The sequence below is a fragment of the Pelagicoccus enzymogenes genome (assembly GCF_014803405.1).
Taxonomy (GTDB): domain Bacteria; phylum Verrucomicrobiota; class Verrucomicrobiia; order Opitutales; family Opitutaceae; genus Pelagicoccus; species Pelagicoccus enzymogenes.
On the sequence record NZ_JACYFG010000038.1, the window covers coordinates 172,727 to 186,334 of the forward strand.

A 13,608-nucleotide genomic window follows, 5' to 3' on the forward strand; every position below is an offset into this window, starting at 1 on the left:
AGGCTCGCTTAGTCCGTAAGACGGACAAAGCCCCCTGAAGCTTCAATGTTTTATACAGGAGTGACGGGTAAACGTTTCATTCCCGCCACACTTTCTGCCTACAAAAACAACCAATCCAGACGCGTCAGCAGCCACTCGGCCCGCCGCTGGTAGAGCAAGTTGTTGAGGCGCAGCGACGGGTTTGCGTCCACGTCGATCTCAAGGGCCTTGTTAAGCATGGCGAGAAAAAGCTCCTTGTCCTGCTGCTCCACAGCCACCGATTCGGCATAGGCCACGTAGACCGACGCCAGCTTGCCTTCCGACAGCTCCACCGCTCGCTTGAAGAAACGAGTGGCGTTCTCCACTGGATCGCCCTCCCCGTTCATGCGACTCATCTCGTAGGTGATGAAGAAGCTCTGGATGGAGCCCATCTCCCAATCGGGATCGAGCTCCAAGCAACGCGTCATCATGGCCTCCACGTAGGCGAGGTCGCCCACGAGGTCCATATTGTCCAAGGAGAGCGAAATGGCGCCTGCCCAAGAAAGGGCGGACCAGTAAAGCGTTTCCACGTCCTCCGCCTCGACGCGAGCAAGGGCGGACTTGCCGTCCTTTTTCAATGCTTCGCCAAATCCCGGATACTTGACCTCCAATGCTCGCATGCCGTAGCGGTTGGCCCGCTGGTAGAGCTTGATCGCCCGCTCCCGCAGCTCCTCCGCCCGGTCGTAGTCTTCGTCCTCGATTTCGTCGGCATCGAGCTGAACCCAGCCGTAGGCGTATTGAGTGAAGCCGGAGCAGAGCGAGGTGAGCAGTCCCTCGTGGTTGGGCGTTTCCGCCAGGACGCTCTCCATCAACTTCAAGCTGAACGGAAGCGCATCACCGACCAATTCCGGATCCTCGTCCGAGGAAAACACGTCGCCGCCGCCCGACAAAGCGTCTCCCAACTGGTTCATGGCGAGCTTCTTGACCGAGCAGCCGCTCAGCAAAAGGCTCGTCAAAGCTAGTGAGGTGCAAAGAAATCGGCCGGATATCATAGTCGACGCACCCTAGGCCGCCGCCCGGCTTTTTCAAGTCCGCACCCAGCAACAAAAAGCCCGGGCGCGCAATTGGCGCCCGGGCTGGAAAAGAGACCTGTACCTTTGACGAAACTAGAGCTCGTAAGCCTGCTCGTCGTGGTCGCTCAAGTCGAGACCGCGCAGCTCGTCGTCGGACTCGACGCGGAGGCCCATCAACTTGTTGATGAGGAAGAAAAGGATGAAGGAGACAACACCGCTCCAAACAATGGTGATTACTACGCTCACGAATTGGCCCCAAACCTGGGCTCCCATGCCGATGCCTTCGCCATAGCCAGTTCCGCCGAGCGACTCGGAAGCTACCACGCCGGTGAGGATCGCTCCTACGATACCACCGACACCATGGACGCCGAAGACGTCGAGCGAGTCATCGACCTTGAGCATGAACTTCAGCTTAACCGCTACGAAGTAACAGCAGATCGCCGAGCAGAATCCGATAAGGATCGCCCCCATCGGACCGGCGTTTCCGGAGGCGGGAGTGATCGCAACCAAACCAGCCACCGCGCCGGTGGCAACGCCCAGGGCAGACGCTTTGCCGTGCACGAAGAACTCGATCAGCATCCAAGTCACCGCGCAGGTGGCGCAAGCGATTTGGGTGACCAGCATTGCCATGCCCGCAGTGCCGTCCGCTGCGACCGCGCTCCCGGCGTTGAAGCCAAACCAGCCCACCCAGAGCATGGAGGCGCCGACTACTGTGAGTGGCAAGTTGTGCGGCTTAATGGGCTCTTCGAAGGCCTTCTTGCGCTTGCCCACCATCAAACAGCCTACGAGGCCAGCCATGGCAGCGTTGATGTGGACGACCGTGCCGCCCGCGAAATCCATAACGCTCCAGTTGTGGAAGAAGCCATTCGCGGACCACGCCATGTGCCAAACCGGAATGTAGGAGAGGACGAACCATAAGATGGAAAAGACGAGGACGGCGGAGAATTTCACCCGCTCCGCAAAGGCGCCGATGATCAGGGCCGGCGTGATGATGGCGAAAGTCATCTGGAAGGTGACGAAGACCGACTCAGGAATGGCACCCGCACCAGAGACCGTATCAGAAGTCATGTGCTTCAGGAACGCATAATCAAATCCACCGATAAAAGGGTTGGAACCCGTGTAAGCTAGGCTGTAGCCGAAAATAACCCACAGCACCGACATCACGGCGCAAATGGAGAAACACTGCATCAGGATGGAGAGCACGTTCTTGGCTCGCACCAAGCCGCCGTAGAACAGGGCGAGTCCAGGCAGCGTCATAAACAAAACGAGGGCCGTGGCCACAATCATCCAGGCGGTGTCACCCGAATCGGCAGTAGGAGTTCCTTCCTGCGCGTAGGCGAGGGTCGGAAGCGTTAAGAGGAGGGATGCGGGGAGGAAGCGGAGTAAACGTTTCATTTCAGGTATCGAAGGAAGATGACGCGAGGGACGTCACTCGATAGAGAAAAAAAAGCCGCCCCTCGGGCGGCAACGCTAAAATGTAAGCGAAACGTAAAGGCGCCCTGCGCCAAAGGTGTTGCTGGGCAGCCCTATACGTCGCTCAACACCACCATCTGGCTGGGTGAAACCGGATTCTCGCTCTCCTCTTCCGTCACGAAGAAGCTGAGGGTATCGAGGGAGGTTCCCGCAGGCAGGCTGGAGAGGTCGAAGAAGAACAAGCCGCGCGACTCGTCTCCGATCGGCAAGGTCCCCGCCCGCACTGGCGAAGCTGCCGGATCCGTCTTGGCCCAAACGTGGTAGCTCTTGTTGGGAGCTTCGCGAGGCAGGTTTTCCACTGCGATGAAGCCGATGTTGTAGCGGCGATCGTAAATGGTGAAACCTCCCGACAGCTCAGCCACTTCCGTATTGCCTTGGCCGTCGAGAATCTGGCCCTCCGGAATGCCTTCGCGCGAGAACCAGTAAGCTTCAGCCAGTCCGGCTAGCTCCAGCATGCGGTCTTCCACGGCAAAGTCCTCGGAAGGAGTCTGTACCGCCACGATGCGCGGATTCGCCAAGTTGTTGAGCACGATGTCCGAATGGGCAACCGCATCGCCCTTGCCTCCAAAAAGGCTCACTCCCAGAGCAACTGCCGCGCAAGCAGCCGCGGCCCACCCTCCCCAAGCCACGAACGATACGAGTTTGGAAGCGGAACCATTCACCTGCTGCGCCGCCGCGCTCGGGCCATCGATCTCTTCCATGATACGAGAGTACGCCTGAAAGGACGGAGCGGAGGTGACCGGCGTGGCGGAGAGCTCCCCGAGGCGCTGGTACTCGTGCACGAGGGACTGGAGTTCCCGATCCTCGCGGACCTGATTTTCGAATTCCTCCCTTTCGGACTCGGGCAAGATGCCGAGGGCGTAGAGTTGGGCTTTTTCTTCTATGAGTTCGTTATTCATAGCTTGCTGCCATCATGGTTTTGAGTCGTTGCATGCCGCGGCGCATGGCGGTCTTCACCGTGCCGAGCGGCATGTTTAGCTGATCTGAAATTTCTTGTTGGGTGAGTCCCTGACGCATGGCCAGCTGGAGGCTAAGCCTCTGAGACTCGGGAAGCCGTTCTACCATGTCTTCCAAGAGACTGAGCTGGTCGTCGGTCTCGACACGTTCAGAGGGATCCTTCTCGCTTTGCCGCTGCTCGTCGACCGGCTGCAAAGCCATCGGGTCGTCCGTCACGGTAACAGGTTTCATCGCTCGCATGCGGTCGATGCAAAGGCGCTTGGTGATAAGCACGCACCAACTGAACGGGCGGGAAAGGCTGCGATCGTACCTGGGAGCCGAACGCCAAATCTTAACGAAAGCATCCTGTAGCACCTCCTCGGCAAGGCCGCGATCGCGGAGAAACTTGGCGATGTAGGAGAAGAGCGGACGCGAGTAGCGGGCATACAATTCGTCGAAGGCATCGCGTTCCTGTCGGGCAATCCGCCGAATCAGTTCTGCCTCGATGCTAGCATCGTCCATGGACTGAGCTTTGTCTTCTCCCATACGAATCGAAGACTCTCTACTCGCTTTCTGAGACGTCATCTTCGCCTTCCGCTTCGACCTCTTTTTCCTCCTCGAGCAGACCGACGGACAGTCGCGTGTTAAGTTCCACCACCATCTCCGCAATGGCTTCTTCCATGACCTCGTTATGGGCGCGAATCACTCGGTCGTACCCTCCGAAGACGGAAGGCGAGCGGGTGAAGAAGATGCCCAGCTTGTTGCGGTTGTAGTCGCGCTTGATACTGGCGCTGAAACGGGCTTCCACTTCGCTCAACCCGTTGTCTCCCCACTTGAAAATGGTCAGGTCCAAACGCGGCTGGTTAGGAGGCGTCTGCTGGGCTCCGAAGCGCTCGATCTTGTAAGCGAGCGGGAAGTTGATGTCTTCAAACACGTCTTCCAAAGTCTTCTCGATACGATGGAAGCGGTCGGTTTCACCCATGGAGCTGTTCATGTACACGCTGTCCATCACTTGGATGTAGAGCGTGTCGGTCGGCCGCAAATAGATGTAGGGAACGTCCTTCTTGGGCTTGGCGGCGCAGAGGCAGGCCAGAGCGAGGAAGGACGATAGAAATGAGACGATTTTCATGGGTTCACACAACAGGAGGACGTGCGACGCTCGCAGTCCCTCGTCAGTGGGTTCGTCGAGGAGAGAAGGGTGGATTCAAATTCTGGACAATCTTGGCTTGATTCAAAGAAAAATCCCCTGCCACTCGCGCCCTCGAGCCCACAACTCGCATTCTTCGCTCTCGACACCTGCCCACGGCCCCACAAAAACTCCCTCAATGAACGCAAGCGAAGAGGATCACGGGCTGGAAGAGGCCGGCGAGGTTGGACTCGTCGAGCCGATCGACTTCCACTACCCGCACCCCTACCAATTCGAGAGCGGTCAAAGCATTCCGGAGTTCACCCTGCGCTACGAGACCTACGGCCGCCTCAACGCGGAAGGCACCAACGCCATCCTCGTAGCCCACGCCCTCACCGGCGACCACCATTGCGCCGGCATCCACAGCCTGCGCGACCGCAAGCCCGGCTGGTGGAATAACATGATCGGCCCCGGCAAGCCAATCGACACCAACCGCTTCTTCGTCCTTTGCTCCAACTGTATCGGCGGCTGCCAAGGCTCTACCGGCCCCAAGTCCATCAACCCCGAAACCGGAGCTCCCTACAACCTCACTTTTCCCTTCGTCAACATCGTGGACATGGTGAGGACCCAGAAGATCTTGCTCGACAGCCTCGGAGTGAAAAAGCTCTACGCCGCAGTCGGCGGCTCCATGGGCGGCATGCAGGTGCTGCAGTGGGCGATCGAGTATCCCGACTTCGTGGAACGCATTCTGCCCATGGCCACCACCTGGCGGCAAAAGTCCCAGGCAATCGCCTTCGACGAGGTCGGCCGCCAAGCCATCATGCAGGACCCGGAATGGCGCGAAGGGAACTATGATCCGGACAAAGGGCCCAACGTGGGCCTCGCCATCGCCCGCATGATGGCCCACATCACCTACCTTTCCGATACCAGCATGGACCGCAAGTTCGGCCGACGCCGCCAGGCTGGGTACGACAGCAAGTACAGCTTCGACATCGAATTCGAAGTCGAGAGCTACCTCAGGTACCAAGGCGAGAGCTTCACCAACCGCTTCGACGCCAACACCTATCTCTACTTCACGCGCGCCCTCGGCTACTTCGATCTAGCGGGCGACTACGGCAGCCTCGACAAAGCCGTGGCCAACATGAGGTGCCGCGCCTTGGTGGTCGGATTCACCTCCGACTGGCTCTTCCCGCCCGCCCAAAATCGGGAGGTGGTGCTGGCAATGCTGCGCCAAGGCAAGGAGGCCTCCTACATGCAGATCGACATGGACCTCGGCCACGACTCCTTCCTCGTCGACTCCGAGGAACTCTTCGACCTCACCCGCGCCTTCCTGGCCTAGGTGGCTCAAGGGAGGAGCGTCCGCGGCCCCTACCCCACCGCCATGCAGTTGAAGGTAATCATCACCTGCGTTGCCCGCTTGGGCTGGCGAATATAACGTAGCTGCAAGCCAAACGCCTCGCAGAGGGCTCGAGCCATCCCCTCCAAAAAGGAGCAGCAGCGGCGAGCTCCGCGGCAAGCGACCTTCACCCGATCGGCGTCCACCACCGCAACCTCCACGCAAAAGTCGCCGAGCCCCGGCAAGGGCGCGTCGCAGTCGTCTCCGAAACGTGAAATCAAGTCTCCCAAGGCGTGCCCGGCCCTTCCCGATTCACTCCCTTGCAGCACTTCCTTCAGCAAGCCGGACCGCTTCAACCAGCGCTCTCCCAATTGACGCAGCAGTTCCTCCGTGTCGACCGCCAGCCGCTGGGCCAAGCACCAGAAGGCGAGGTCGAACTCGACCTCGTCGCGGACAGCCGCAAGCCTCGGCAAGAATTCTCGAACGATCTCGTCGCGCGAGGCAGGTGAAATTTCGTAGGTGGCAAGATCGAGTAACGGGGTCATTTCGCTACGGTCAAACTGAGTAATAATCGCAGCAGATCCTAGTTTAAACCGCCTTCCGCGCCACCCGCTCTGGCTCTTTAGCCCAATTTTGAAAACTTGAGGCTCCAAACGCTCCCCGCAGGACGCGACCGCGCAGACTTAGGACTTCGCCGTCAGATCGAAAAGGGCGTAGCCGCTAAGCAAGTTGGGCAAGAACCGCTTTTCCGATTCCCAGTTGCCCCCCAAGCACAGCTTGCGCTCCACCCGGATGTTAGAGTTGCGGCAAAATACCTCGAACTGGCTGACAGACAATGGGTTGCTAGGTCGCGAGGTAGACCAGGGCGAGGGGTAGACCTCGTTGCGAATGGCTCGCCCTTTGAGCAACATGCTCAGGCGATTCCGCCAGTAGCCGTAGTTGACGAAGCCCACCAGCATGTGGTTGGAAACGCGCAAGGCTTCCTTGATCACCTTCGCCGGCTCGTTCAGCTCCTGCAGCGTGCGCGAACAAATCACGTAGTCGAAGTGCTTGTCCGGAAAGGACACCATGAAGTCCATCATGTCGCCTCGATAAACGCTCAATCCGCGCTTCACGCAGGAGCGCCCTTTCTCCGGATCGAGATCCACCCCAACCGCTTCCACCCCCAGCTTTTGCTTGAGGTACTCCAGCAGGACCCCTCGACCGCAGCCCAGGTCGAGCACCCGCGAGCCGGGTTCCACCCACTCGCTCATCACTCGCATGTCAACTGTTCGCTTGTCCTTCATCGATTCGCCCGCACGGCAAGAATCGCCTAGAAAAGCCCCGCCCCCCTCTCCGCACAAGGACGAAAAGCGGTCAAATCAAGATGAATTCAACGCCCCGGGCGTTTGAGGCGCATGAGGACCGCAAGCGCGAAAAAGACGGCTCCCATCAAGCCGAAGGAACCTTGCAGGCTACCGAACACGGAGACCTCGAATACCTCGAGATCCACATCGCTCGGGAGCATTTCCGAGACGATCGAATTCGCCAAAGCGAACGGACCGACTCCTACGAGAAGCAAAAGAGCAAATACGGTTTTCATGGGACAAGGGAAAAGGCGGCGTCCAAGGTTCCAAACCCCGAACAATCCGCATGCGTAGCGTGGCAATTATACGGATCAAGCTAAATATAAAAAAAATGTAATAAAACTGGCAAAGGAAAATGTTCCCCCGCGAGCAAATGGCTCGCCTTGCGGCGATTCGCCTGCAGCAAGGAGGGGAGATGACTGCCTCCTCCCGACCGCTCCAAGTCGCCTACGACATCGCCCGCCTTTCCGCGGGCGGAGCCAACGGCGGCATCAAGGTGCATCACTACGAGTTCCTCAGGCGCTTCGTGGAGAAGCACTCCCACGAAATCCGCCTCTTCGTATTCTGCCGCGAGGAGATCGTGCCAGAGCTCGGTTTCCTGGCGGCAGCCGGCCACCATCAAGTCCACGTGCTCGGCCCTCGCGAGGGCTACGATCCCCGCCGCAGCGAGGGTTCCCTCCCCCTCCTGCGATACTGGCCGGAGGTTCCAGAGGACCTGCTGAGCTTGCTCGGAATCGACGTTCTCTACGCAGGATTCGGCTTTTCCCAGCTCTACACTCCCAACGTCCCCCAAGTCAGCCTCATCGTGGACGTGCTGCACCGCAGCTATCCCAAATCCCTGCCGCCGGCCGAGGTCGATTTCCGCGACCGCTGGTACGCCGAGGCCATCGAAAAGTCCGCCCTCGTGCAGACCAACTCCGCGTTCTGCAAAGAGCAGCTGGTAGACGAATTCGGAGCCGACCCGCAAAAGACCTTCGTCATCTCCCTGCCCCTGCACGGACGATTCGACACGGTGAAAACGGGAAGCCTGCCCGCTGAAATCGCGACTCTCTCCCGCCCCTACTTTCTCTACCCCGCCAACTACTGGCCCCACAAGAACCACGAAATCCTTCTGGTGGCTTTCGCTCATTTCATCGCGAAAAACCGAGGCCAACCTTGGCAGCTCGTCCTCACCGGAACGCGAAACGAACGGACGCCCGAGCTCGAGGCACTGGCCCGTACTCTAGGAATCGATCAGCTCACAAGCTTCCTCGACCACCTCGAGTTGGGCGATTTCAAGCTGCTCTGGGAAAAGGCGCACGCCCTCGTCTTTCCCAGCTTGTACGAGGGATTCGGCCTACCGGTGTTGGAGGCGATGCACTTCAACAAACCGATAGCGTGCGGAGACTACTGTTCCTTCAAGACAGTCGACTCTCCTTTCTTGCTTCGATTCGACGCTAGGATACCAACCGAGGTTTCTCGCGCGATGGAGCAACTCGCCCACTTGCCATCCATCGTCGATTGGAGTGATCACCTCGGGACCTTCGATATCGATATCGAGTGCCGTGCCCTGCTGCGAACCCTCTCCTTTCAACAAACTCCTCCAGTCATCACCCCATGAAAGTCGCTATCGACGTAGCTCAAACCTGCAGGAACCGGGCAGGAGGCGGCTGGCACGCCGACTCGCTGGCAAGAGCCTTAGCCGAGGAACTCGGGAAAGAGAGCGTCATCCTCTATCACCACTTCGGAGATTGGCTGAACCCAGACACGCGGCCCGGAACCGAAATCGAGGGAGTCGCAGAGCCTTTCAGGGCGCAAACGCGAGAAGAGGCTCGCGAAGTTTGGCGAGAAATAGCAAATGGTTCCCCCCCTCCTCTGGCTCCCGACATCGTACACTCCAACTCGTTCATGGCCCCCTCCGTTCCGACAGCAAAGCTGGTCTACACGGTTCACGATTTGTGCTTCTGGACACACCCGCAATTCACATCCGAGACGAACCGGAGCGTTTGCCAAAAGCACCTGCTTCTCGCCCTGCAGCGAGCCTGCGCCTTCCACTTCATTTCCGAAACGACACGAAACGATTTCGAGAACCTCCTTCCGGGTTTTTTGGAACGGTCAAAGAAACCTCATGTGGTTGCCCAGTCGGGATGTAGGCTCGAGCCCCCTCCACCCACAGCCAGCGCCAATCCCCAGAAGTCTCCTCAGTCGCCATGGCTGTTCGTGGGTACCATCGAGCCACGAAAGAATGTGGAGGCGCTTCTGGACGCTTACGTCGAGTACGCAAAGCGTCAGGATCAGCCTCGCCCCTTGCACATCATCGGGGGACAGGGCTGGGAATCCCAAGCAACTCACAATCGCATTTCCAGCCTGTCACGAAACAACGACATACGCTACCACGGTTACGTAGCAGATGAGCGGCTCAAGGAACACTACCGCAGCGCCTACGCCCTGCTCTGCCCCAGCCATTACGAGGGATTCGGGCTTCCCGTGATCGAGGCGATGTCCTATGGGCTTCCCTGCATCGCCAACTCTATCCCTTCCATCCGGGAATTCGCAGAAGGCTCAATCGAGCTTGTAGACTTTTCAGACATTCGATCGGTGTGTAGCGCGATGCTTCAACTCGAGAGCGAACCCGAGCGTTACTCCGAACGAAGATGGCAAGGGCTGAAAACCTCCTCGCACTTCACCTGGCAGCGAACAGCATCCACCCTCATCGACTTCTACCACCAGCTGATCTAGGCCTCCGAGAACCAAAACTTGTCGCTATGGATTTTATCCGCCTAACACTCAACGCCCTCGGACTGAGAGCTGCCCTCGAAAACCAACAATTGCTGAAGCAATTGACGCGGAGGCGAATTTCGCAGCAGCACAAGAACACCTGGCTGGGAAAAGTCTGGGTCGTGATAAATCCACTGGCGATGCTCGCCCTCTACGTTTTCGTTTTCGGCTACATTTTTGGAGGGAAATTCAGAGAGACCGAGTCCGATTCCCCGGCAACCTACGCGTTCGGCGTTTTTCTCGGGCTAACCATCATTCATTTCGTCACCGAAGTTCTCGCTTTCGCTCCTCGCTCGATGGCCGACAACGAGGGACTGGTCAAACGGACCAAGATTCCCTTGGAGCTCATTCCCACCTCCATAACGATTGCTGCCGCTTTTCACTTCTCAATCGGTTTTCTCCTTTGCGTCTTAGGCCTTCTGGCAATCGGCCACCCAGTCGGCGTGCAAGCCCTCTGGGCTATCCCCGTTTGCCTATGCCTGGCAGTCATCGCTCAAGGAGTCTCGTACCTGATGGCTGTGCTCGGCACCTTCGTGAAAGACGTGAGCCAAATCGTACCTGTGCTCAGCCTCGGCATCCTGTTCTCGAGCGCCGTCTTTTATCCGGTCGAGAAGATCCCAGCCCAGGCTTGGGCCTTCTTGAAGTTCAATCCGATTCTCCACGTCGTCGATACCATGCGCGAGACCGTTCTGTGGGGACACCCTCCAAGGCTCGGTTTCTCCCTTCTGGCCCTGCCCATCGCCTCCCTCGCTATTTACTTCGGCAGCTACTTCCTATTCAAAAGCGTTCAGAGCAAACTCGCTGACCACATCTAAATCCCTTGCGATCCTCCGCTTTTGTGGAACAACCAGCGAGCAACGATTGCAGCAAAGCAACGGGCCAACAACCGAGCGAGCTCCATCCATGCTTTTCAAAAACAAGAAAAAGGATTCAGAAACCACTTCGCCTGACCACGAACTACCCCCGGGGCTCGCCCTCAAAGTCGAAAACGTCAGCAAGCGATTCAAGAACTTCGAAGCCTTGCGAAAGGTATCCTTCGAAGTCCCGCGGGGCCAGTGCCTCGGTATCGTCGGTTTTAACGGAGCCGGCAAGTCCACCTTGCTGCAGATCATAGCCGACACCTTGCAAGCCAGCGAGGGCCGCGTCCTCACGCGCGGCCGAGTGGTCGCGATGCTCGACCTGGGCGCCGGCTTCAATCCTGAGTACACCGGCTTGGAAAACCTTTACATGAACGCCGCCATTTTCGGCGTCCCTCAAACTGTGGTCGACGAGAGGCTGGACGAGATAGAAGCATTCGCAGAGATCGGAAACTTCCTCAGAAAACCAGTAAAAACCTATTCTTCCGGCATGAGGGTGCGCTTGGCCTTCTCCCTCCTCACCCAGATCGATCCGGATATCATGATCATCGACGAGGCTCTGGCAGTAGGCGATGCGTACTTCGCCCACAAATGTACCCACCTCATCAAGAAATACAGGGAGGAAGGTAAGACCTTTTTGTTCGTTTCACACTCTCCGACGATGGTCACCAGCCTCTGCGATCGCGCCATCCTCTTGGACCATGGCTCCGTTCTGCGCGACGGGACTCCCGCAAACATTCTCGAGTACTACGGGGCAATGATCGCGCAGCTCGAACGCGAGGCCGAAATCAAGCAGATCCAGAAGGAAAACGGCCGTACCGTCACGCGCTCTGGAAACGGAAAAGCCAAAATCGTTCGCTTCGAACTTACCGACGAGAAGGACCAGCCTAGGAGAAACTTCAAAATCAACGAAACCATCAAGGTTTCCTGCGTGATAGAAGCGGCAGAGACCCTGCAGGATCCCACCATCGGCTTCATGATAAGAGATCGCTTCGGGAACGATGTCTACGGAACCAACACCCTCAACCTGAAGAAAGCGACGGGTACGCTTTCGGAAAGCGAACAACTCGAAGCTCGTTTCCAAACGCAGCTTAACCTCGGCCTCGGAGAATACTCGCTTACCTTGGCTGTGCACAAAGGCTCCAACCATCTGGAAGGCTCCTACGATTGGTTCGACAGGTTGATCGTGTTTCAAGTTCTGCCCAACCACGAACCTGCGTTCAGCGGAGTCGCTTACCTTCCCACTACCGCTATCGTCACCAGAGAAATACAAGCGCTCAACAGGACCTACGAAATCGGTTCCACCATAGACTTTTCCGATTCCGGAAACTCCCACCGTTACCGATCCGCCGGCTGGCAGCTTCCCGAGTCTTACCAAACCTGGACCAACGGCAATCTCTCCGTGCTCGAGCTCACATCCGAGAGCTTCCCCAGCCAAGCAACCTTGGAGCTACACCTGACTCCTTTCGTTTGCGAAGCGCTTCCTTCACAAAATGTCGAGATTCGGGTGAACGGAACGACCAAAGCAAAGTTTCAAATTAGCGAAACGAAGCGATTGAGCATACCGCTCGAGGGCCTTCCGAAACAAGGTTCCTTAGTTATCGAATTCGTCACTCCAGACGCCAGCTCGCCGGCTGAGTTCAACCTTAGCTCGGACAAACGGGTAATCGCTCTCGCATTTCACCAAGCAAAACTGCTTCCAGTTTCCTAAAACCTGCACCGTTCAAAGCGTTAGGTATATTGATTATATTGGCATGAGTCTGAGAGATTTCGAAAGTAAGATTCTTACGCTCATGGAAGCGCTATCGAAGCCCCCAAGCCTTTGGACTCGGATCAGCGCAAGAAAAGACAAACAGTACAGGGAGAGCATAATAGCATGCCTGGAAGCGGCACTTGATACAGCCCGCTACTCCCAATCGATAGAGGAAAAAACAGCCGCTGAGATCCAATCGCTGCGAAACGAGTTGCTCGAGATTTACGGCAGAAAAAAAAGCGAATCTCCAGACAACGATCGTTTCTATCTAGAATTCGAGAATCGATATAGAGGTACGGCTGATGAAATTCGGAAAAAGCAAGAACCCTACCTCAACTATATAAAAGAGCTTTTCTCCGCTTCCTCCAACCCGACTATATTGGATTGCGGATGCGGTAGAGGCGAATGGCTGAAACTATTGCGAGACGATGGATTCACCCATTCAAACGGGGTCGATTGCAACGCCGCTATGGTATCACAATGCCAAGCAAACGGCTTGAACGTAGAGCGTTGCGACATCCTCTCCTATCTAGACAATACCGAGCCCGATGCCTTGGAAGTTATTACCGCGTTTCACCTCGTTGAGCACTTTCCATTTCAAGACCTGTTGCGATTCCTGACTGGATGCTACAGGTCTCTCCGGTCAAACGGTATCGCAATCTTGGAGACCCCCAATCCTCGAAATATCATCGTCGGCGCTACCACCTTTCACTTCGATCCCACCCATCAGAAACCTCTCCCCTCCGAGCTGCTCAGCTTCGCTTGCGAACACGTCGGCTTCCGCGTCCGAGACATATTGCAACTCAACGCTCATCCCGATCTCGAGGCTGCCGCCCGATTCCTTCCACAGGAATCAACGCTACTAAAGGTAGGGCTGGAATCAGGACTGGACTACGGAATCGTAATTCAGAAACCCTAGGAGAAGGCACCAAAAAGGAGGCCCAGCCGAAGCCGGACCTCCCCACAGAGTTCCCACGAACTCTCTCTTTTGAT

General features: G+C 57.2%; 14 protein-coding genes. 6 read left to right on the plus strand and 8 right to left on the minus strand.

Going from position 1 to position 13,608, the window contains the following annotated elements:
- Positions 1 to 98: 98 nt before the first annotated feature.
- From IEN85_RS15470 to IEN85_RS15490, 5 genes are all read right to left on the minus strand, one after another.
- Positions 99 to 974, minus strand: coding sequence for a TRAP transporter TatT component family protein (locus IEN85_RS15470; RefSeq protein WP_191618005.1), 876 nt, complete (start codon positions 972 to 974; stop codon positions 99 to 101).
- 150 nt (positions 975 to 1,124) lie between these two features.
- On the minus strand, positions 1,125 to 2,426 hold the full coding sequence (locus IEN85_RS15475) for an ammonium transporter (RefSeq protein WP_191618006.1): 1,302 nt from the start codon (positions 2,424 to 2,426) through the stop codon (positions 1,125 to 1,127).
- Between the two features lie 131 nt (positions 2,427 to 2,557).
- Positions 2,558 to 3,403: an anti-sigma factor domain-containing protein gene (locus IEN85_RS15480; RefSeq protein WP_191618007.1), complete on the minus strand. Its 846-nt coding sequence runs from the start codon at positions 3,401 to 3,403 to the stop codon at positions 2,558 to 2,560.
- On the minus strand, positions 3,396 to 3,986 hold the full coding sequence (locus tag IEN85_RS15485) for an RNA polymerase sigma factor (protein WP_191618008.1): 591 nt from the start codon (positions 3,984 to 3,986) through the stop codon (positions 3,396 to 3,398). Before IEN85_RS15485 ends, IEN85_RS15480 begins: the two co-directional genes overlap by 8 nt.
- A 16-nt stretch (positions 3,987 to 4,002) precedes the next feature.
- Positions 4,003 to 4,569 (minus strand): hypothetical protein, encoded by a 567-nt coding sequence (locus IEN85_RS15490; RefSeq protein ID WP_191618009.1) that lies wholly within the window; start codon positions 4,567 to 4,569, stop codon positions 4,003 to 4,005.
- Positions 4,570 to 4,765: 196 nt separating this feature from the next.
- Between IEN85_RS15490 and metX the strand changes: the two genes are divergently transcribed.
- Positions 4,766 to 5,905: a homoserine O-acetyltransferase MetX gene (gene metX, locus IEN85_RS15495; RefSeq protein WP_191618010.1), complete on the plus strand. Its 1,140-nt coding sequence runs from the start codon at positions 4,766 to 4,768 to the stop codon at positions 5,903 to 5,905.
- A 29-nt stretch (positions 5,906 to 5,934) separates the two neighbouring features.
- Here metX and IEN85_RS15500 read toward each other — a convergent pair whose 3' ends face one another.
- From IEN85_RS15500 to IEN85_RS15510, 3 genes are all read right to left on the minus strand, one after another.
- Entirely contained in the window at positions 5,935 to 6,447 is a 513-nt protein-coding gene (locus IEN85_RS15500; RefSeq protein ID WP_191618011.1) for a hypothetical protein, read from the minus strand.
- Positions 6,448 to 6,585: 138 nt separating this feature from the next.
- Positions 6,586 to 7,188 (minus strand): methionine biosynthesis protein MetW, encoded by a 603-nt coding sequence (locus tag IEN85_RS15505; protein WP_224772666.1) that lies wholly within the window; start codon positions 7,186 to 7,188, stop codon positions 6,586 to 6,588.
- A gap of 86 nt (positions 7,189 to 7,274) precedes the next feature.
- Positions 7,275 to 7,484, minus strand: a complete 210-nt coding sequence (locus tag IEN85_RS15510) for a hypothetical protein (protein WP_191618012.1) — start codon at positions 7,482 to 7,484, stop codon at positions 7,275 to 7,277.
- Positions 7,485 to 7,603: 119 nt separating this feature from the next.
- On the opposite strand from IEN85_RS15510, the gene IEN85_RS15515 reads away from it, so the two are divergent.
- The 5 genes from IEN85_RS15515 (at position 7,604) to IEN85_RS15535 (ending at position 13,534) form a co-directional block, all read left to right on the plus strand.
- On the plus strand, positions 7,604 to 8,848 hold the full coding sequence (locus IEN85_RS15515; RefSeq protein ID WP_191618013.1) for a glycosyltransferase family 4 protein: 1,245 nt from the start codon (positions 7,604 to 7,606) through the stop codon (positions 8,846 to 8,848).
- A complete protein-coding gene (locus tag IEN85_RS15520; protein ID WP_191618014.1) occupies positions 8,845 to 9,966 on the plus strand; it encodes a glycosyltransferase family 4 protein in 1,122 nt (373 codons plus the stop codon). The genes IEN85_RS15515 and IEN85_RS15520 overlap by 4 nt, the downstream gene beginning before the upstream one ends.
- Before the next feature lie 26 nt (positions 9,967 to 9,992).
- On the plus strand, positions 9,993 to 10,820 hold the full coding sequence (locus tag IEN85_RS15525; RefSeq protein WP_191618015.1) for an ABC transporter permease: 828 nt from the start codon (positions 9,993 to 9,995) through the stop codon (positions 10,818 to 10,820).
- Positions 10,821 to 10,908: 88 nt separating this feature from the next.
- Entirely contained in the window at positions 10,909 to 12,573 is a 1,665-nt protein-coding gene (locus IEN85_RS15530) for an ABC transporter ATP-binding protein (RefSeq protein ID WP_191618016.1), read from the plus strand.
- Between the two features lie 82 nt (positions 12,574 to 12,655).
- Positions 12,656 to 13,534, plus strand: coding sequence for a class I SAM-dependent methyltransferase (locus tag IEN85_RS15535; RefSeq protein WP_191618017.1), 879 nt, complete (start codon positions 12,656 to 12,658; stop codon positions 13,532 to 13,534).
- The last annotated feature ends 74 nt before the right edge of the window (positions 13,535 to 13,608 follow it).

What these genes read in the sequence shown, in the direction of transcription:
- IEN85_RS15530 (WP_191618016.1), top strand. Translation starts at nt 10,909, where the DNA reads ATGCTTTTCAAAAACAAGAAAAAGGATTCAGAAACCACTTCGCCTGAC.
- IEN85_RS15535 (WP_191618017.1), top strand. Translation starts at nt 12,656, where the DNA reads ATGGAAGCGCTATCGAAGCCCCCAAGCCTTTGGACTCGGATCAGCGCA.
- IEN85_RS15490 (WP_191618009.1), bottom strand. Translation starts at nt 4,569, where the DNA reads ATGAAAATCGTCTCATTTCTATCGTCCTTCCTCGCTCTGGCCTGCCTC.
- IEN85_RS15520 (WP_191618014.1), top strand. Translation starts at nt 8,845, where the DNA reads ATGAAAGTCGCTATCGACGTAGCTCAAACCTGCAGGAACCGGGCAGGA.
- IEN85_RS15515 (WP_191618013.1), top strand. Translation starts at nt 7,604, where the DNA reads ATGTTCCCCCGCGAGCAAATGGCTCGCCTTGCGGCGATTCGCCTGCAG.
- IEN85_RS15510 (WP_191618012.1), bottom strand. Translation starts at nt 7,484, where the DNA reads ATGAAAACCGTATTTGCTCTTTTGCTTCTCGTAGGAGTCGGTCCGTTC.
- metX (WP_191618010.1), top strand. Translation starts at nt 4,766, where the DNA reads ATGAACGCAAGCGAAGAGGATCACGGGCTGGAAGAGGCCGGCGAGGTT.
- IEN85_RS15525 (WP_191618015.1), top strand. Translation starts at nt 9,993, where the DNA reads ATGGATTTTATCCGCCTAACACTCAACGCCCTCGGACTGAGAGCTGCC.
- IEN85_RS15505 (WP_224772666.1), bottom strand. Translation starts at nt 7,188, where the DNA reads ATGAAGGACAAGCGAACAGTTGACATGCGAGTGATGAGCGAGTGGGTG.
- IEN85_RS15475 (WP_191618006.1), bottom strand. Translation starts at nt 2,426, where the DNA reads ATGAAACGTTTACTCCGCTTCCTCCCCGCATCCCTCCTCTTAACGCTT.
- IEN85_RS15485 (WP_191618008.1), bottom strand. Translation starts at nt 3,986, where the DNA reads ATGGGAGAAGACAAAGCTCAGTCCATGGACGATGCTAGCATCGAGGCA.
- IEN85_RS15480 (WP_191618007.1), bottom strand. Translation starts at nt 3,403, where the DNA reads ATGAATAACGAACTCATAGAAGAAAAAGCCCAACTCTACGCCCTCGGC.
- IEN85_RS15500 (WP_191618011.1), bottom strand. Translation starts at nt 6,447, where the DNA reads ATGACCCCGTTACTCGATCTTGCCACCTACGAAATTTCACCTGCCTCG.